The organism is Paenibacillus eucommiae (assembly GCF_017874215.1).
GTDB classification, from domain to species: Bacteria; Bacillota; Bacilli; order Paenibacillales; family NBRC-103111; genus Paenibacillus_AI; species Paenibacillus_AI eucommiae.
The window spans coordinates 273,964-293,968 of the sequence record NZ_JAGGLB010000007.1 but is presented as its reverse complement, the minus strand read 5'-3'; the positions used below and the strand labels follow the sequence as shown (position 1 = coordinate 293,968).

Below are 20,005 nucleotides of genomic sequence, written 5' to 3'. Positions count from 1 at the left end.
AAGCAGTGGGATCAGCGAGCTGAGATGGGCAGCAGGCAATGAAGGAACAGCATTCTTCGCAACCGGCGGAGAAGCAATTGTCGGCAATGAATTTACCGTTACTGCGAATGGTACTTATACCGTCTATGCAAGGGATAATGCCGGCAATGAAGCGGTCGAAACGATCACAATCAGCAACATTGTACGAAGTACATCTTCAGGTGACTCTACACCGCCGGACTCTCCTGAAGATTCCGATCCTCGTACAATCATATCGATTGGTCCTGGCGTCATCATTATAGAGGTGGCTCCACGAGATATCAAGGAGTTGCCGAAGGACAACGGTGGGAATAAAAAAGTTGTGAATCTGCCTGATGATGTGTGGGATGGAATTCCCAAGTTACTGGATGATGATCATCCAGTGATTCGTGTTATCATTGATGACCATCTGCCCGATGTGGAATTGCATCTACCAGGTAAACGGCTAGCAGAATTGTGGGATATTAATCCGAATGTCGAGTTCGACATGCAACTGAACGGATCCAGCTTTCAATTGAAAGTAAACGTACTGGATTTAGAACAACTGGCCACACGATTAGGTATTGCTGTTGACGAAATGAATGTGATTATTAAAATCTCTGCCTTAACTGGCGAGACTAAGGAAGATTTCATATTAGCTGCGGACGAGCAAGGGATGACATTGCTCAGCCAAGTGATTGAATTTCAATTGTTTGTATCAGGTGGCGATGAATGGGTTGAGATAACTGATTTTGGCGGCACGTATATGACCAAGTCGATCATGCTGGACGAACAATTCGCCAATCGAAATTACATGGCCGTCCTATACGATCCAGATGGCCGAACATTCACGTATGTACCAGCGATCATGGCTAGCCGAAGTAATGGTCAACAAGATTCAGTGATACAGATGCCGCACAATAGTATCTATGCGGTAGTGGAGACGGACCGGATCGAATTCGCTGACATGCAGGGACATTGGGCGGAGTCCGAGGTTGAGCAACTAGGATCCAAACGGTTTGTCAAAGGGATAACGATCAATGACTATGCACCGAATCGCAACATTACTCGTGCTGAATTTGCATCATTACTGGTGCGTGCACTAGGGATCAAGACTGATCGTACTGGTGCAGGAGATGTATTCAAGGATGTAGCTATCACTTCTTGGTATTCCACCGAAGTTGAAGCAGCCTTCAGGGCTGGATTAGTGAATGGGATCAGTTCAACACATTTTGCACCGGAGGCACAGATTACGCGGGAGCAAATCGCATTAATGCTCATGAATGCGCATGCACTCGTGAAAGAGGAATTCAATTCTATCGAGCAGATCCCAAATTCGCTCACTTTGTTTACTGATGCTTCGGAAGTGTCAGCTTGGGCTCGAGCTGCGATGTCGGAAGCTGTCGCTAGTAAACTCATTCAAGGTATGAGTACAGACCGGCTAGCGCCGACTGCATCGGCAACACGTGCACAAGCAGCTGTCATGTTGCACCGATTAATGGTTATGATCGAATTCTTGGATTGACAATGGCGTTGTGGCAGATGGAACCCAAATACCCTATGCTCCGCCATACAGAACCTATACTTGAATAATTTCGTGTTCACCACCTGCCCACATTTTGGCCACAAACTCTACCTACACATCATACTCACATGGATTTATCGAACTGATTTTTAAAGAATGTTGGATAAATAACCCACAAAGAGACTCATAAAACCTATAGAAACTTATTTGTCTCATGGGCGGCATGATGTAACCATCGCCAAAACCCTGATATCCAAATGTTTAAAGGCTCCCTCTGGGAGCCTTTTTCAATTTCTGAGAAAGTTTAAGTGCTATACAGTGCACTTAACGATGTTAAGAGGCGAAGGGCATTTTTAGGTTCTTGACATTAAATACAGTTGTATATAATATGAAAGTGTAATAACGTTTTTACAAAGTGTTTACAAGTGGAATTGAGGAATTATTTATGACGGTCAAACTGAAAGACATAGCCAAGCATCTGAATGTTTCGGTCTCTACGGTGTCCAGAGTTATTAATAATAGGGATCGTGTGGATGAGAAGACGAGGAAGCGGATTTTGGAAGCGCTCGAAGAATTCCAGTACCGTCCGAATGAAGTAGCCAGAAGCTTGAAAAGCAAGACCACGAAGGCAATTGGGCTGATTGTACCCGGCATTTCCAACTATTTCTTTGCCACGGTAATTAAAGGGGTCGAAGCTATTGCAAGACAGCACGGCTATCACTTGATTCTGTGCATGAGCGATGAGGATAAGGAGAGGGAGGGGGAATATACCGATTTTTTGCTGCAAAGGCAAATTTCTGGCTTGGTTGTGGCGATTGTCGGGAGAGAGGCTGGTTTTTTTCAAAAATATAAAAATCTGGGTATTCCTGTTGTGTTTATAGATAATTTACCGGATATTGATGATAATTTTGATTATGTTGTGATCGACAATGTAAAAGCAAGCAGGGAGCTGACCAACCATCTCATCCATATCGGACATCAGAAGATTGCCATGATTACTGGCTCTTTGCATGAAAGCGTATCCGACGAAAGGCTGGAGGGATGGAAAAAGGCGCTCACAGAAAATGGTATCCCCATCAATAAGAAATGGGTCGGCATCGGAGATTTTAAACAAGAAAGCGGTTATCGGATCATGCAGGGATTTTTGCAGCAAGCCGAGCTTCCCACTGCGATCGTGGCTGCCAACAACCTGCTGGCCTATGGTGCCATGCAAGCTATTATGGAAGCCGGACTTCGGATTCCGGAGGATATAGCCGTTGTTTGCTTTGACGCGATTGACTTTATAGGACTTATCAAGCCGCAGCTTACTTCAGTTATTCAGCCTGCTGAGGATATAGGAACCATAGCAGGGGAAATCATTTTAAGAAAAATGAATCAGACCAAAATGAAGGTTTTTGAGCGAATTATGCTTGAGCCGCAGCTGGAGATTAAAGAATCGTGCGGATACAGCAAACAAGCAGACAAAAAGTAAGGAGCCAGTTCACGTGGTTCTTACTTCGTATTTGCGAGAACGTTATTACAAAAAAAGTAGAGGTGGCGTAGCAATGAATGACAAGAAAAAAGCGGACCTAATCCTTATAAACGGATATATTCTTACTATTGACCCGAGCAGACGGATGATTGAAAATGGCGCCATTGCCATTGTTGATGGTAAAATTGCCGCAATTGGCAAAAATGCAGACGTGCTGAAGGAGTATGAAGGTGACCAGCATGATTGCCAAGGCGGGGTCGTACATCCTGGCTTGATTGATGCTCACGAGCATGCGGTATGGCATTTGGTCAGAGGCTGGGTGGCAGACACCTTTTCGGTTCGGGAAATATGGGAAAATTACGAAGATCCGCTGGTGCGCAATATTTCAAGCAATGACGAGCATTTAAGCATGCTGCTTGCTACTATGGAAATGGCTTTGAACGGCACTACCTTCTTCGGAGATACGGGCAGCTCCAGGCACATTGATGGAATGTTCAACGGAGGCAATATCGTGGGCATCAAAGGTTATACCGGTGCGGGAATTGGCGATAATTACATTCCGGAGCTTGCTATTATGCAGTTCTCGACTAATACTTGTCTGGATATTCTGGAAAAACAAATGCTTGATTACCCGCGTACGCGCAAAAGGCCAGTAGGTGCCCATGTTGGTTTAGCCGGGATGGAGCATTGCTCACCGGATCTAATTGTAGGCGCTAAGGATTTGGCCAGAAAATATGGCGTACAGATGCAAATTCATCTTGCTGTATATGAGGAAGAAGTTCAATACTTTGTGAAAGAATATGGGATGACTCCAATTAAATTATTTGACAGCTTGGGTGTGCTTGACGAAGGTACGGCACTTGTCCATGTTATCCATGCGCAGGAAGATGAGCTGCCGATCCTGGCCAGAACGAACCCTCGCATTATTCATTGCCCTGGAGCATCAGCCAAATATGGCTTGGGTGCGTTATCTGGATATTTTCCGGAAATGAGCGAAATGGGACTCGCAGTCTCCCTCGGTACAGACGCCGGTAATTGGAGCGATTCGCTGGATATGTTCTTACAAATGTATTTGGCCGCTGTTGGACATCGCGAATGCAAGCGCAAGGCTCCTATCTTTACGCGTGAAGACGTTCTCGTTATGGGGACGATCAACGGAGCTAAAGCTCTAGGCGTTGAAGATGAATGTGGAAGTCTGGAGGTTGGCAAGGCGGCTGATATTGTCATTCATGGCATTTTGCGCCCTGAGACATTACCTGCGTACGACAGGGTAAATAATTTGATCTACTCCAGTCATGGAAAAAGCGTGGATAGCGTTCTGGTAGACGGAGAGTTCGTAGTAAAGGGCGGCCGTATTACAAGAGTTAACATCGAAGAGATGGAGCCAATATTTAACGAACAGTCCCGATTATTAGCTGGCAGAATGAATTACAAGCTGCAAAGAACGTGGCCGCTGATTTAAAAATACAGGAAAGTCGTTCCAATCCTCAGAAGAGATTGTTGGAACGGCTTTTTTATAATATCCGAGATCAATAAGGAATGAAAGGGTGGGGAAATGTACTACGAATGGGTAAAGAAAATCAATTCCCTATTTGAAGCATCGGATCATGATAAACAAGTGATTGATAAGATAAATAAAATTATTAGTTTTTTAGATACTGACGAACAATTACGGATACATTCAGATTTGTCCGAAGTGTCTCTGAAAGGTATTTATACATACAGAAATGAAATAAATATTAATGATCATGCCAAAGAACATATCACTTGGTGGTATTTTCGACAGATGGTAGACACTATCCCACCAATGATACCGGATAAGATGTTGAATGAAATAATCGACGAGTATAGACGTGTTAAGTACATTGCTTTAGAAAGTATCATTCTTAACTTAATGAAAAATGAAAGGCTATCGCTGAAACAAGTGGATAGTCTGAAATCGGAATTTCATAGTAAGGCCTTTCATAAAGAAGCCATTTCTTTCAAGGCTAAAAATTTGATTCGCAGCAGGATTTTTTTGGATAAAGAATTTGTTGGAGAATTGCTTCAAGCTAAAGCGTATGACGTATTGGAATTTGCAATTGATAATCATATTTTAGCAGAGGAATCTTTTGTTTTATTTATGCATCCTAGTCAAGGTGAAGAAAATGGGAAAGTGAAAAAACGGCTATTCGATAAAATTCAAAAGCATATGGCTAAATAATAGAGGCTTCCAGTCCAACCTGCATCTAATGATAAAAGAAGCAAACACCGCGGCTGCTGCTTCTTTTTGTCGTAACAATGAAATTGAAACTTCTTCCGATAACAAACGTAAAGTTATAAAAATGGAATCAAATGGAAAGGGGGCAGCCATGTTGGGTAATTCAGGGATTGTTTCTGGATGGTTTGGACTTTTTGGAGTGTTGATTTATTTATTTGTTATTGTCATTGCTATTTATTGTTTAGTGCTTTTTATTAGATTGGCACATAGAGGAATTAAGGCGCTTGATATCTACATTGAAGAAAAAAAGAACCAAAATTACCGATGATGCACTGATGTATCTGTAAACAACCTAGTACTGTAATGGTGGGAATTTATTGGAGAAATAGGCCTTCCTCTCCATTGCGCTCCTCAAAGGAAGCTGTAAATAAAATCAAAATTTTCATTGTAATCACTATCCCCTTGCCTCAGGAAGCAACCTCTATTGGCAGTCCTTTTGAGTGTTAGCAGCAGCCCGCCTCTGCCGAAATGAGCGTGTACTCCACTTAGCGATGTTTTTCATCGCTAAAGTAGGTGTTCCAGGCCAATGCGTCACGTTAACGATGATTTTCATCTCTAAAAGAGGACAGAGGCCTCACTGGGCGCTTAATAGGGCATCTCCTTCTCAGTCGAACGCGCTCTTCATCCCCAGCGCCTGCGTCCGCTAGGAAATCTCCTTCTAAACAAGAGAAAATCTCTTGCTGGCTGTCCGTTTGAGCTTGGTGTTCGTGCGATTGTAGCTAAAGAGAGGGAGTGGCTGTGGGCGGAAGAGCGGTAGCGTCCGCCTTTAAAGATTTGATCCTACCTCCTCATGTATACCATTCAAGGGAACAAATCTTTAACAGCGGCTGGAGCCCACAGCCATTCCCTCCGCCATGCACTCACATCAAGAACACGCTCATCAAAGGACGCCGCAAGGCGTTTTGCTCATATTATAGTTCACCTCCATATGAGCATAGTCAAATCTCTTTTTTTCTACATATATTGTGGGATGGCAAGCTTGTAGAAGGGAAGTGAGAATAATGTATGATGCGTGCGCTTTGATCGGAATGCCAGTATGCGCTGTGTTGAGGGATGGTACTTATCGATATGGAGTGATCAGAGACATTCAAGGGGATCAGCTCATAATGGAGGGTTTTAAAGGGAAGAAGAAGCTATCAAAGAATCGCAAAAAAGCAAAGGCACAGGTTGCCGCATTAGGGGGCTTGGGCGGTATGCTCGGGCTGCTGGGTGGCGGTGGCTTGGGTGGTTTAGGTGGCTTGCTCGGAGGGGGAGGCCAGGGAGCATCACGTGGTGGAGATGGGCCGGGCGGTGCTTCAGGAAGCGGATTTCTAGGAAATATCGGTGGTTTTATGAGGATTGGAATGGGAATGCTCAGGTTTATTATGCCTCTACTAGGTAAATTTTCTATATAAATCAGATGAAATATGCGTCGTTTTACAGCTTTCCTGCTATAATATTATAGGGGAAGGTTGTTTTTTTTGCGTAAATTCTCCAGTTTTTCTGCTTATAAGCACAAATTTTTAGGTGAAACTATGCAAAACGTTGACTACCCTGTTCGGAAGCGATAATCTTATAATGTCTATTATGACAGTTATATATCGATACAACAGGGAGGATTTTATGAAGACACAGACAGATATATGTCAGGAAAGCGGATGCACCAAGGTGGCCTCATCTAGAGGATTATGCAGGAATCATTATGCAACTTGGTATTATAGACAAAAGAAGGTCGTTCAAAGCGGAGTGAAGAAAGAGTTATCGATGCAAATTCCACGAACGGTGTGCAGGATATCGGGCTGTGAGCAGCAGGAAATGAATAATTACCTGTGCAAAGATCACTATGAGCTTCTGCTTGGAAATAGCTTGGATTTCGAGGATCGATAGAGCATATAGATAGAAGTGTGGATACATGTTAATGGAGGAGCACATGCATGCTGGATTTTAAATTGGATATGAATGTGTTATCTACTCAAATGCAAACCAGATTTGACACCAAAGTATTGTACAGAGGCTGGAATTGCTATATAGAAGGTCTAGTGGATGAGATTAGGGTTGAAGAGCGCACGGTTTTGAAGTCTATTGTCTGGGAGAACGGCGCCAATAGTGTGCATATCGATCTTAAGCGGTTTTCTACCAGTTCTTGCACTTGTGCACGTGGGCCGTATTGCCGGCATTTGGCGGCGGTTTTATTTGAGGCGTGCGAAATGCTGGGGGAGAACCCCGAGCCGCTTTTGAATCCAACTCATTTAACTGCCTTAAGTGATGATCTAGAGTTCTCTCCCAATTCGGGGTTGACTGGCCTGGATATATACAAGAAATTAATCAAAAAAAGCTTTGATAAGCCAAAGGATACAGGGACAGCTGAGCAATGGCATTCGTATTTTGAAGATCAGTATAAGCAGCTTTTCCGCAGAGGGACCGACTGGGGTACTCTTTATAGTGAAGTGATGAACAAGCTTGGTCTAATAGCCGAAAGCTGGCCCCCTTTGATCCGTGGTATATATCTGGTCCACTTGCAGTTGTTTATGATGAAGCAGGCAGATGCCCATTATAGGGAAAGCATGCGCACCTATTATTACTATGATTATTCATTCTTTAAACCAGTATCTCAAAATTGTATGGAACAGCTTGATCAGGTTGTAAGTGAGATCGATCCTGTTAACGCTCAGCGCGAATTTCCGCAACAGCTTAAGGCTGTTGCTGATTTTTTGGCTGCTCAGGTTTTTCCAGAGCCAAGAACAACAGCCATAGACTGGAATTCAGCTTATCGGCTGCTCTGGTGGAATTTATTAAATCTGGAAGAATGGAAGCATAGTGAGCAAGTCAGGCTGCAGGCTTTTCTCGACGATACTGCTGATGTAGAGCAGGTCAGACGGGAGGCTGTTATCATGGCGATTGTTCATTTTGATATTATGGCGGGGCAGGATCAAATGGCTTTGGAGCGGATAGATAGGGATATTATGAATCCTGATTTGACGGGGTTATTTGCTTATTTACAGATCTTTAAGAATTTGGGGCAATGGGACAGGCTGGCTCTTTGGCTCAAATGGTTACTGCCTAATATGAAATTTAAGTCCTATGGACTTCATTCGGAATATTTTAAATTTTGGAAAATGTTATGTGCCAATAAAGATATGCAAGCAGAGTACGCGCAGTCCATTATCTATCTTCTCCCTGGCAGCTATTCTTACTATGCAGACCATCTTATCGAGAATGAAAGCTACAAGGAATGGGTAGATTTGTGCTTGCTGCTGGAGCTGTCACCGAATGAAGTCAACCCTGCTGAGCTCAAAATTGTAGAAGTGAACGACCGGAAGTATCTATTGCCCCTGTATCATCGTGCTGTAGAGCGGTATATTCAGGAGAAGAATAGAAATTCGTACAAGATGGCCGTCAGGCTGCTCAAAAAGCTGGCCGTGGCCTATAAAAAGCTGAAAGAGCCGGTTCGTTGGTCGCTTTACATCACAGAGCTGAGCAAGCAGCATTCGCGACTTCGCGCATTTCAGGAAGAGCTGCGGAAAGGGAAGCTAATCGTATGAGCGCTTTATCTACCATAACTTTACAGTCTACAAGGCTCCCTTCTGGGAGCTTTGGCATTTGGGCGACGACGGAGCAAGGTGAAGTTGTTTCCATCCATGAACTGAAAAAGCAGGGTTTTGCCTGGCATTGGAAATCTTTTTTCGGAACGATGCTGCTGGATATTACGGAAGTTGACGGTGGACAAGCCCTGATCTTGACTCCTTCAATGGCTTTGGATTACTTTTCTCAGCCTGCTTCTTTACTGCATGGAACACTGAATTGGAGTGCTGAATCCCTACTGCTAAAGGAATTGGCTGTCATTTATGCAGCAGCCCTTTCGGAGGGCTGGTTTGCTCCTTCTTTTACAGACTGGCAAAAAGGAACCGTAGGCTGGAAGCTAATGCTTCCCGGGGAAATGGCTCAGGCCTATGAAGCCCTGCTTATGCAGGCGGAGAATCAAGGGGCCGCTTATGCAAAGGAGTGGTTCGCTGAAATTATTGCCGAAATGACTGTGCAGCAGGAAGAGGTAATGTCAGCCTGGAATCAGCTTCTGGTAGAGCAGCCAGTGTTAGTACCGGGGCAAGAAAGCAGCATGGAGGAACGGCTATGGTGGGATGAAGAGGATTGGCTCATGGCGATCGGGTGGAAGACGGACGGAGTACCCTTCCGTACCTGTCTGCAGCTGGTGGAGCCGGAAGAGCAGGAGGAGTGGGGACTGCGGCTTATTTTGCAGGATAAACAAAATCCCAATCAGCTTGTTGAATTTGATTCGAATGATTCGCTGGCGCTGCGATCGGGAACTTTTCCGCAGCATTGGCGGGAGCATATCCAGGAGCGAATCAGCAAAGATCTGGACAAGTGCATCCGTGTCCTACCTTCGCTAGAAAGTGCGGGGCAGTCAGGCAGCATTCGCATGGAGCTGAGTGATGATGAAGCGTGGGAGTTTATGGATCAAGGAAGCTTGGGCCTACTACAGGCGGGGATTTCTGTGTTTCTGCCAACGTGGTGGGAAGAGCTGAAGCTGATGAGGCCGCAATTAAAGGCCAAAATCAAATCTGCAGTAGGCTCAGCCAGCGGTCGTACCTTGTTTGGTATGCAGCAGCTGATGGAATTCGATTGGAAGATTGCCATAGGCGATATGGATCTGACAGAGGAAGAGTTCATGCGGATGGCCGATGAAAAGAAGCGGCTTATGTACATTCGCGGCAAATGGATCCAGCTGGATCCGGCTTTTCTTGCGCAAATTCAAGCGGCTATGAAGCAATTTCAGCGCAAAAAGGGGCTCTCCTTCCGCGATGTGCTCGAAGCTCATTTGCTGGGTGAAGCTGGCACTCTTTCGGGCGGAACGGAAGCTGATACGCTTGGGCAAGATGCCCCGGATATTGCAGCAAGCCTGCGCATTCAGGTTGAGCTGAACGGCCATCTCCGAAGTATGATGAAGCAGCTTCAGCAAACGAGTGGAATTACGGTGGTTGATCCCCCGGAGCTGCTTCATGCCGAGCTGCGGAAATACCAGCTGGAAGGCGTCTCATGGCTGCTATACCTGCGCAAATTCGGCCTAGGAGGATGTCTGGCTGATGATATGGGCCTCGGCAAAACGATCCAGTTCATAGCGTACCTGCTGCATTCTCGGGGTGATGCGATTAAGGGGAAGGTTGCGGTTGATGCGAGTGCCAGTGCTTCTGCCAGGGCAAAGCAGTCTCCTGCGCTTCTTATTTGTCCAACCTCTGTTCTTGGCAATTGGCAAAAAGAACTGGAGCGTTTTGCTCCATCCCTAAAGCTGCACCTGCACTACGGTGCCCAGCGTGCCAGAGGGGAGCAGTTCGCTTTCGCTGAAGCTATCGGCGATGCGGACCTTGTCATGACCTCCTACAACCTCGCCCAAATTGATGAGGAAGAGCTATCTGCTGTCGAATGGGATGTGGTTTGCCTGGACGAGGCTCAGAACATCAAGAACGCTTATACGAAGCAAGCCTCAGCCATTCGTAAGCTGAATGCGGGTCAGCGCATCGCTTTAACGGGCACACCGATTGAGAATCGATTAACCGAGCTGTGGTCGATCTTTGATTTCATTAATCCTGGATATTTGGGAAGCCTGCGGCAATTCACCCATAACTTTGTCGGGGCCATCGAAAAGACCGGTGACGCCGAGTTGACCAGCCAGGTACAGAAGCTTATCAAGCCCTTTTTGCTGCGCAGGGTGAAGAAGGACCCAGCCATTCAGCTTGATCTGCCGGACAAGAACGAGGCCAAGGCCTATGTGCCTTTGACGGTGGAACAAGGAACTTTGTATGAGAATATCGTGCAGAGCCTGATGGAGCGGATTGATTCGCTCACCGGGATGGAGAAGAAGGGGCTGATTCTTGCCACTTTGACGAAGCTGAAGCAGCTCTGTGATCATCCTGCATTGTTTCTGAAGGAAACAGGCAGAATCTGTGAGAAGGAACGTTCCAACAAAATGTCACGGCTGCTGGAAATGATAGATGAGCTGCGCGCGGAAGGGGACAGCTGTCTGATTTTCACGCAGTTTGTGGAAATGGGGCATCTGCTGCAGGCGGCAATTACGGAAGAACGGAACGAGCCTGTGCAGTTTCTGCACGGAGGACTCACGAAAAACAAGAGGGATGAGCTGATCACACGCTTTCAGGACAGAACCTTGCCACAGGAAGAGCAGTGCAGTATTTTCATCCTTTCGCTAAAGGCAGGGGGAACGGGGCTGAACCTGACAGCGGCCAATCATGTTTTCCATTTTGATCGCTGGTGGAACCCTGCGGTGGAGAACCAGGCGACGGACCGGGCATTCCGCATCGGTCAAACCCGTGATGTCCAGGTGCATAAATTTATCAGCCTGGGCACACTTGAAGAGCGCATCGATGAGATGATCGAACGCAAGCAGGGGCTTAGTGAGCAAATTGTCGGCGGCGGCGAGGGCTGGGTAACCGAGATGTCGACTAGCGAGCTGCGGGAGCTTTTCGCCTTGCGCAAAGAATGGATCGATAAGTGAGGGTGAACAAGCCTATGGCACAGTTAAAGCAGGATCCGGAGCAGGCGCAAGGGCAAAGGAAAGAGCAGGAGCCAGAGCAAAGGAAAGAGCAAGAGCCAAAGCAAAGGAAAGAGCAGGAGCCAGGGAAACAGTCAGACAATAAGGCAGGCAATAAGGCAGGGAGTAAGCCAGAGAAAAAGGTAACCCCAAAGAAAAGCCGAAAAGAACTGGCGCAAATAGCCGCCGCCGAGGAGGCCCTGGCCGCACTGCCTCTTATGCAGCAAGGTATGACTCCGGCCTGGCAGCGCTTCTATGCAGCTGTGAAGACAGGGAGCAGCTCTGGTGGCTTATAAGCTTGGAGGCTGAAATAAGTGGGAAGTGGCGTACCCATATAAACACACAAAAAAAGGATACCCCAAAAGTCCAGAGACTTCGGGATATCCTTTCTTTTTGCTTTTTTTTTTTTGACTACTGCATGAAATTAATTAATAAATACGGCTTTCGTCAAGAAACGCTTCAACATGGTTGCTGATTGTGCGCGTGTGGCTTGCTGATTGGATCCGATTGTAGTATCGGTCATCCCATCAATAATTCCTGCGTGAATAGCGGCAGCAATTTCTTGTTGGGCCCAGACTATCCTATTAGAATCAGTGAACTTTCCTAGCAGCTCACTTTGCTGTGCAGCTGTAATGTCTGTATTCACACCAGCGTATTTTAATGCCCGTATGACCATTGCAGACAGCTCTTCGCGTGTTATTTGTGCGTTTGGACGGAAAGTACCGTCTTCGTATCCATCGATGATTTTAGCCTGCGCTGCAGTTGCAACTACGCTTGCATACCACGCGGAAGAATTAACATCGTTAAACGGATTTGCGGTACCAGTAGTGCCGTCAAGCCCTAAGGAACGAACTACCAAAGCGGCGAATTCCGCACGCGTGATATTGCGCTCTGGCTGGAATGTGGTATCAGTCACACCGTCGACTACTAGCTTGTTAGCCAGAAGTTGAACATCATTTTTAGACCAATGAGTTGTAATATCGTTAAAGCTTTTATCGAACTCAGCTACTGTGTAAATACTGTTTCCCTGACGCTTCAACGTAGCTACAGTTTTATCGTCTTTTGTCTCGAAGGTTGCAGGTACAAAGCTAAGCTTCTTTGTTGTTTCGTTAAATAGAAGGCCGGTTGTCTTCTTCGTATCAATCGTTTTGTTCACAGGAATCGTGCGGGAAATGTAAGCATTGTCTAAATTAACTGCAATCGTCTTCCCATCCTTGCCTACAGCTTCAACCTTGAAATCGACAGCAGCTGAAGCGGAAGTGCCGCCAAGTGCTTTGATAGCCTCCAAGATAGCTGTTTCCTGATCACCAGTAAGTTTTGTAATCGAAACCTTAATTTTCAGATCACTCACTTTAATATCCAGAGATGCAGCAAGAGCTTCCAAATCCAATGCAGACAGAGGAAGCATGTAACTACCATTCGCGGAACCCAGAGTTATCATGGCTTCTGGCTTGCTCTTCGCGTCCACTAGAGCGGATGCTGGTAATAGGGCGAAATCGCCTGCCAATTTCATCTGGATATGCGTGTTCTTGGCAAGAGCAGCCTTCAGGCCGTCGGCATTGACTTCACCGCTAGCCGGAACATCCAGCACGTCACCAGTTGCAGGTGGATATCCACCGCCACCGCCACAGCAGCCTCCTCCTGGATTAGGATTACTGGTGTTGGAGTTGTTTACCTGAAGCAATGATCCGGTGTCCGCCAGTTCATAGTAGGCTTTCAGGTAGACAGAATCATAAACGGCGGGAGTAACCGATACGTTGAAAGTGAAATAAGTAACACCTGTTACAGAGTCGACTCTGTCATAGACTGCTTTGTATACTGAATCCACAAGCGATAAACCATCAGGTTTAAAAATTCGCAGATTCATATTTTTACCACTGTGATACACATCGCTGTACACCGTAGCCGTGACTTTGCCATTCACTTTATCGTAGGAATAGGATGAGAAGTGGACCGCGGCAAAAGCAAGAATAGGCGTTAAGGCAGAAAACAGCAAGAGTACGGCCGTAATTTGCGCCGTCTTTTTTAAAAGTGTCTTTCTTAGCATGCTGGGAGTACTCCTTTTTAAAAGAAATTGATAAAACTATTAACGCTTTTTGGATATAATATAAAAAACAGTTTTCACCTCCTAAAATTAGTTTGTAAAATACAATCCTATCATAAATATATAATAAATGGAAATTTTGATATAGAAATAGCCCATCCACAAAACAGTTCCATGGGAGTAATAGAAAAGGCATAGAACTATTTGGTTGTTAGGCTCGTATATAGTATTCGTTGATAGAATTACATTTGGGTCCGTATTATGGAGAGATTCGATAGTGAGCTGGATAGCTGCAGGTTACAGGCATTCATCCCAAATGCACAGAGTTTTAATATACTTAAACTAATGTACGATATTTGAAACACCCAGTACTATAGTTATCTATAGTTGCTTCTTGTTCGAGAGGATACACAAAAGGAGCCGATACCAGGTATCAGCTCCTCACCATTTATTTTATAGGTTCACTGCCCAACAATAATTCGATCTGCTGCTGCTCACCAGGATCTGCCGCTAGAAGTTTATCGTACAGCGCCTGATCAGGTGCATTTTGCTTGCTGCCTGCCGCATAATACCATCTAGCCACGTTTCGATTGAATTGGGCTAATTCTGGATTAGACGGATCACTTAATTTGTCTGCCTGCACAAAAGGCTGCAAAAAGCTGGAAGCGGCGGCATAATCACCATAGGCATATTTAATCTGGGCAAGGCTCAATGCTGTATTGGCGGAAATATCGAATGCTTCTCCTTGTCCTTGCTCTTTCGGCAAGTTCTCCAATATCTTCTTTTTGGCAAGAATAGAGTCATAGACCTCAAGAGATTTATTCCAATGCTGTTCTCGAGCGTTGTCATCTTTCTCCTGTAATGCTTTACTCCCTAAATCAAAGCTTAAATTAATGCTTTCTTCATAAAGCGAAATGATCCAAGGGAAATTTACCAACTCTTTATTAACTAGATCAGATGCTTCAGATAGTTGATTTTTCAGCTTGTAAGCAGTGATCTGCTGGTAGAGTACTCTGCGATTGAATTTTTCCTTCTTCGCTACATCGGTCAGAAGCTTCTGGGCTTCATCGAAGTAAACATCGTCCTTGGTTTGATTATAAACCTGAAAGAGCAGGCCAATCTTGCCCGGGAAAAATTCTGTCGGCATCAAATAGTCAGGATGGTTCGGATGAAGTTCTAACGCCTTGTTCAGCGGAGTCGTGATTTCATTGTAGTCCTTGCTTTTTTGAATCACATCTAGTGTCTCCATAAAGGAACTGTTGGCGCTGAGCAGTCTAATTGAAATGAAAAATATCGTAATCGACAATGCAAAAAGCAGAGCAGGATACCCTTTATTGATGAGCGGACGATTCCAGTTCCATCTAAAAGGAGCGTTCCCCGAATTGGCAACCATAGCCCCAAGGCAAAGGAAAAGAATAATGCCCAAGTACACAAAGCTCAAATCAAAGTCGATGATACTATGAACTAGCAATGAAATAGCTATGATGAAAAAGAGAAAATGAGAATCTGTCGAGTCCTTCGTCCCCGATTTATTACGGATGTGGGAGCGAATGAAAAGAAAAAATACTAGACCAAGAAACGCAAGGAAAATGAGTAGCCCCACAAGCCCAACCTCAACCAAATATTGCAGGAAAAAGTTATGAGCCTGACGACTGATGTAAGGGTTGTTTTGGTATTTTTCAAAAAGCTCAGACCATGCACCGCCCCCGGCCCCGATTATCGGATAATCCTTAAACACCTTGACCGCATCTTTGTAAAAGGTTCCTCTTTCCAGAACACTGTGCTGGGCAAAGTTAATGTTTTCTATCCTAGTTTTAATGTTTTCCGGAAGCAGCTTGGATGCGCCAGTATCGGCGAAGAGCAGGATTGCTCCTACAATTCCGAGTATGATAGCCGCGAAAGGCACTACAAAATTCGTCAATTTACGGCCATCAAATCGCTCAAGCTTGCTTTCCAAATAAGGTGCGGCAAATTTCTGAATTAGAATGCTAATTCCAGCTACAACCAGAGATACTAGGATAAGCACCAGCCAGTTTGAACCAGCCACGGATGCTGAGAACTGGGTGTGCAATTGGATGCCTGCATCTGTTAGCTTTTGCAAGATCAGGAATGAGGCTATGAAAGCTACAGCCATATGTACCAAATACAGAATTTGTCTGTTTAATTTTTGGAAGAACAAGATGATTAACAAGATAACCGGGATCACTACAATAGCTCCGCGGGAAAGCGTAAGAAAGAATGAAATAATAATCGGCACTAGCATGAAGGCATTTAGGCCGACAATGTACCATTTGCGTGATTTAGCGATGATAAATAGTGAGGCAAACAATAGTGCAATTAAATAGGCCGCATAAGAGTTTGCGTATTGAAACACAGCGGTAAGCCGGAGACCATTAGAGTCTGTCATCACAGCATCGCGATAAACCCCGTTTTCCAATTCCACAAACCAGGAAACAAGGCTGCCTGCCAGCTTGCCATTGCCAATCCAATTCAGCATGCCGAACAGAACAATCACATAACCAGAAGTTAAAAGCGCGGCTGAGAGGATAGAATTCCCCTGCTTATTTTTGGCTAAATAAATGCCCACTATGAAAAAACAAGCGTACATGATTTGTATGTATACCATATTCATCGCATAATAATGCGAAACCGCCGTTATTAATGATATAATATACGAAATAGGCAGCAGCCAAACAATAACAGTTAAAGCATCCCGCTGTGTCTGCCACTTCCACACGTAGAAAAAGAAGACAGCTACCAGCAGTAAAATAATAGACGACCATATGAACGAGGAATAAACCGACCTTTCAAAGGAGTACGAGTTTCCATTAAACAGCGCTCTCTTAAAGGGCGACCAAAACAAAAACATAACCACGAAGCTTATAAGCAACCAATAGATCAGCGAACTCTTCTCTGCCAAAGCCGAAGCATCCAATTTTTCTTTTTTTACCATGTGAACATTTCCCTTCCTTTCGGAATTACGACAATATCTTACCATATTCGAGGTGTGATTCCAATTCATTAATTTGGAAGATATGGAAGATGGTTGCTGGGGTGGTGTTTGTGAGGTAAGTTTGGTAGAATACATCCGTACACTAAAAATCAACTTTCATATATATGTGGTGAATATAGGTGATGATTTACAAAGGAGTTTGCATTCAGAGATGAGCTCAATCATGAGTTATGGCAAGGATTTTCTCAAAAATCAACGATTTATGTGGGAATTATCTAAAAATGATTTTAAAAAAAGATATCTGGGTTCTTACTTAGGGATCACTTGGGCGTTTGTACAGCCAACGGTAACCATTTTAATTTTTTGGTTTGTTTTTCAGGTTGGATTTAAATCGACACCAGTTGACAATGTTCCCTTTATACTTTGGTTAGCCGCGGCGATGATTCCATGGAATTTTTTCGCTGAGTGCGTACAATCCTCTTCTAATTCTATTGTTGAATATAGCTATTTGGTAAAAAAAATGGTGTTTAGAGTAAGTATTTTACCGATTGTTAAAATATACTCAGCGTTTTTCGTTCATTTCTTCTTTATTATATTTCTTTTTATTATGTTCATGATTTATGGCTATCGACCGTCTATTTATTACTTACAGCTTCCTTATTATCTTGGTTGCATGATTGTGTTAGTATTAGGACTTTCTTGGCTTACAGCCTCTCTATCTGTTTTTCTTAAGGATGTTGGGCAAATTGTAGCTATGCTCGTTCAGTTTGGGTTCTGGTTAACACCTATATTTTATTCCTTGCAAATAGTTCCTGAACGGTTCGCATTTTTTCTTAAGCTAAACCCGATGTTTTATATAGTAGAAGGGTATAGAGAAACGTTTATTTATAATAAATGGTTTTGGGAGCACCCTAGCTTAACGCTTAATTTTTGGATAGTAACTTTGTTGATACTTGCAATAGGCATGTTTCTCTTTAAAAAACTTAAGCCGCATTTTGCAGATGTATTGTAAGGAGAGTAAAGATGACATCGGATATTGCCATTCATTTAGATCATATTAGCAAAGTGTACAAACTATATGACAAACCTGCCGATCGGTTAAAAGAGTCCCTGCATCTGCTTGGGAAAAAATTTCACAAGGAGTTCCATGCTGTTAGGGATATTTCTTTTCAAGTGAACAAAGGTGAAACGCTTGGTATTCTTGGTAAGAATGGTTCAGGTAAATCTACCTTACTCAAAATGATCACAGGTGTACTAACTCCGTCTGCAGGGAAAATTACGGTTAATGGCAAAATATCAGCGTTGTTGGAACTGGGAGCGGGCTTTAATGTTGATTACACAGGCCTTGAAAATATATATTTGAACGGCACTATTATGGGGTACTCCAAAGAGGAAATGAATCAGAAGCTGGACGATATTTTGTCATTTGCAGATATTGGTGATTTTATCCATCAGCCTGTGAAGATATATTCTAGTGGTATGTTTGCAAGGCTGGCGTTTGCAGTTGCTATTAATGTTGATCCTGACATTCTCATAGTTGATGAAGCTCTTGCAGTAGGAGATGTGGCTTTCCAAGCGAAATGCTATAAGAAATTTAATGAATTTAGAGAAGAGGGAAAAACTATACTCTTTGTATCACATTCCCTGGATACCATAATTCAGTATTGCACTCGAGCAATTTTAATAAATAAAGGTAATTTTATTGCCGATGGATCACCTAAACAAATTGTTGATGAATATAAAAAATTACTTGTGAAGATGGATGGAACAATCAAGCCAACGACTACTGGTAACACCATACATGCACAAAATGCACTATGGAAATCTTCATATAAATTAAATATAGACCCGACTTTATATGGTGATCGCCGTGCTGAAATTATAGATTTTGGTATATTTGATGCTAAGGATTGTATTACAGAGAACGTACTAAGTGATGAACTTATTTCGATTAAAATGAGAGTCAAATTTAACATTCCAATTAGTAATCCTATATTCGCTTTCACTATTAAGGATTTAAAAGGACTTGAATTAGCAGGCACCAATACGTTATATGAACAGTATGAACCAGCAGAGTATGGAGTAAATCAAGAGATTATTATAAGTTTCACACAAAGAATTCCATTCCACAATGGAAATTATACGTTATCTTTAGGTTGTACGGGGTATGAGCAAGATGAGTTCGTAGTATATCATAGGTTGTATGACATCATTATTTTTCAATGCTTAAACTCCAAACAATCTGTTGGATACTATGATTTAAGCTCAAATGTGCTTATTGAGAGTGAGAAGGGTGAATGATAAGACGTGGAACAGCAAAATATACCTTTGAATCTTGATTACTATTCAGGTACTGATCTATACAGTGATGGAGAAGTTGAGGATGTTTTATTAAACATTGTACAAAATAAACAATCTATCAATGAAGTGTTGAACCTTCCACAGAGTGAGTGGGCACTCCTTTACCATCTCTCTCCGATTAGAAGGAATTTATTGGAGTGGTACCCTTTTGATAAATCTGCAAGTTTATTAGAAATTGGCGCCGGGTGTGGTGCGCTGACAGGTTTGTTTTGTGAGAAAGTCAAGCATGTTACAGCAGTAGAGCTTTCTCTTAAACGATCACAAATCATCTCAAATCGCTGCTGTAGTCACGATAATCTTGAGATTATGGTTGGTAACCTTAATGATATGGTCATTGATAAAACATTTGACTATATTTCTCTAATTGGTGTTCTGGAGTACGCGAAGCATTTCAGCGAAAGCAGCAGTCCTTACGAAAATTTTCTTAAGAATATTAAAAAATTTCTAAAGCCGGGTGGTAAGCTGATCATCGCCATCGAAAATAAATTTGGAATTAAATATTGGTCGGGTGCAGCAGAAGATCACTCTGGAAAGATATTTGAAAGCATTGAAAATTACCCTGCAGCCTCTAAGGCTGAAACCTTTGGAAAGACTGAGCTCATCGATTTGCTGAAAAAAACGGAGTTTGGTGAGTTGAGATTTTATTATCCAATGCCCGATTATAAGATGCCTTCCGCAATCTATTCGGATGATTATTTACCCCATCGTGGACAGCTTCAAAGCATGTCACCCAATTATGATAGAGAGAGATATTCCTTGTTTAATGAAAAATTAGCCTTGGATACTCTTATAAAAAATAAGCAATTTGATTTTTTTGCAAATTCTTTTCTCGTAATTTGCGAGGGCTAGGAGA

15 protein-coding genes are annotated in these 20,005 nt (G+C 43.5%); 13 read left to right on the top strand and 2 right to left on the bottom strand.

Annotation, left to right across the window (positions count from 1 at the left end):
* From J2Z66_RS13340 to J2Z66_RS13295, 10 genes are all read left to right on the top strand, one after another.
* Nucleotides 1–1,522 (top strand): S-layer homology domain-containing protein (locus J2Z66_RS13340; protein WP_209971916.1); only part of this gene is annotated, 1,522 nt, incomplete at its 5' end.
* Between the two features lie 445 nt (nt 1,523–1,967).
* Nucleotides 1,968–2,993: a LacI family DNA-binding transcriptional regulator gene (locus J2Z66_RS13335; protein WP_209971915.1), complete on the top strand. Its 1,026-nt coding sequence runs from the start codon at nt 1,968–1,970 to the stop codon at nt 2,991–2,993.
* A 73-nt stretch (nt 2,994–3,066) separates the two neighbouring features.
* Nucleotides 3,067–4,455, top strand: a complete 1,389-nt coding sequence (locus J2Z66_RS13330; RefSeq protein WP_209971914.1) for an amidohydrolase family protein — start codon at nt 3,067–3,069, stop codon at nt 4,453–4,455.
* A gap of 93 nt (nt 4,456–4,548) precedes the next feature.
* Entirely contained in the window at nt 4,549–5,196 is a 648-nt protein-coding gene (locus tag J2Z66_RS13325) for a hypothetical protein (protein ID WP_209971913.1), read from the top strand.
* 28 nt (nt 5,197–5,224) lie between these two features.
* On the top strand, nt 5,225–5,521 hold the full coding sequence (locus J2Z66_RS13320) for a hypothetical protein (RefSeq protein WP_209971935.1): 297 nt from the start codon (nt 5,225–5,227) through the stop codon (nt 5,519–5,521).
* Between the two features lie 733 nt (nt 5,522–6,254).
* The gene (locus J2Z66_RS13315) at nt 6,255–6,647 is read left to right on the top strand and encodes a hypothetical protein (protein WP_209971912.1); all 393 of its coding nucleotides are present in this window, start codon (nt 6,255–6,257) and stop codon (nt 6,645–6,647) included.
* A 208-nt stretch (nt 6,648–6,855) separates the two neighbouring features.
* The gene (locus J2Z66_RS13310; protein ID WP_209971911.1) at nt 6,856–7,119 is read left to right on the top strand and encodes a hypothetical protein; all 264 of its coding nucleotides are present in this window, start codon (nt 6,856–6,858) and stop codon (nt 7,117–7,119) included.
* A gap of 47 nt (nt 7,120–7,166) precedes the next feature.
* Nucleotides 7,167–8,774, top strand: a complete 1,608-nt coding sequence (locus tag J2Z66_RS13305; RefSeq protein WP_209971910.1) for an SWIM zinc finger family protein — start codon at nt 7,167–7,169, stop codon at nt 8,772–8,774.
* Nucleotides 8,771–11,758, top strand: coding sequence for a DEAD/DEAH box helicase (locus tag J2Z66_RS13300; protein ID WP_209971909.1), 2,988 nt, complete (start codon nt 8,771–8,773; stop codon nt 11,756–11,758). Before J2Z66_RS13305 ends, J2Z66_RS13300 begins: the two co-directional genes overlap by 4 nt.
* Nucleotides 11,759–11,772: 14 nt before the next feature.
* Nucleotides 11,773–12,090 (top strand): hypothetical protein, encoded by a 318-nt coding sequence (locus J2Z66_RS13295; RefSeq protein WP_209971908.1) that lies wholly within the window; start codon nt 11,773–11,775, stop codon nt 12,088–12,090.
* A gap of 128 nt (nt 12,091–12,218) precedes the next feature.
* On the opposite strand, the gene J2Z66_RS13290 is transcribed toward J2Z66_RS13295, so the two are convergent.
* Nucleotides 12,219–13,841 carry an S-layer homology domain-containing protein gene (locus J2Z66_RS13290; protein ID WP_209971907.1) on the bottom strand — a complete coding sequence of 541 codons (1,623 nt, stop codon included), beginning with the start codon at nt 13,839–13,841 and terminating at the stop codon, nt 12,219–12,221.
* 445 nt (nt 13,842–14,286) lie between these two features.
* A complete protein-coding gene (locus J2Z66_RS13285) occupies nt 14,287–16,791 on the bottom strand; it encodes an O-antigen ligase family protein (RefSeq protein WP_209971906.1) in 2,505 nt (834 codons plus the stop codon).
* Nucleotides 16,792–17,002: 211 nt separating this feature from the next.
* On the opposite strand from J2Z66_RS13285, the gene J2Z66_RS13280 reads away from it, so the two are divergent.
* From J2Z66_RS13280 to J2Z66_RS13270, 3 genes are read left to right on the top strand one after another with little or no spacing between them, the layout of a single operon-like run.
* On the top strand, nt 17,003–17,803 hold the full coding sequence (locus tag J2Z66_RS13280; RefSeq protein WP_245375508.1) for an ABC transporter permease: 801 nt from the start codon (nt 17,003–17,005) through the stop codon (nt 17,801–17,803).
* Between the two features lie 11 nt (nt 17,804–17,814).
* Nucleotides 17,815–19,092, top strand: a complete 1,278-nt coding sequence (locus J2Z66_RS13275; RefSeq protein ID WP_209971904.1) for an ABC transporter ATP-binding protein — start codon at nt 17,815–17,817, stop codon at nt 19,090–19,092.
* 6 nt (nt 19,093–19,098) lie between these two features.
* The gene (locus tag J2Z66_RS13270; protein WP_209971902.1) at nt 19,099–20,001 is read left to right on the top strand and encodes a class I SAM-dependent methyltransferase; all 903 of its coding nucleotides are present in this window, start codon (nt 19,099–19,101) and stop codon (nt 19,999–20,001) included.
* Nucleotides 20,002–20,005 lie beyond the last annotated feature (4 nt).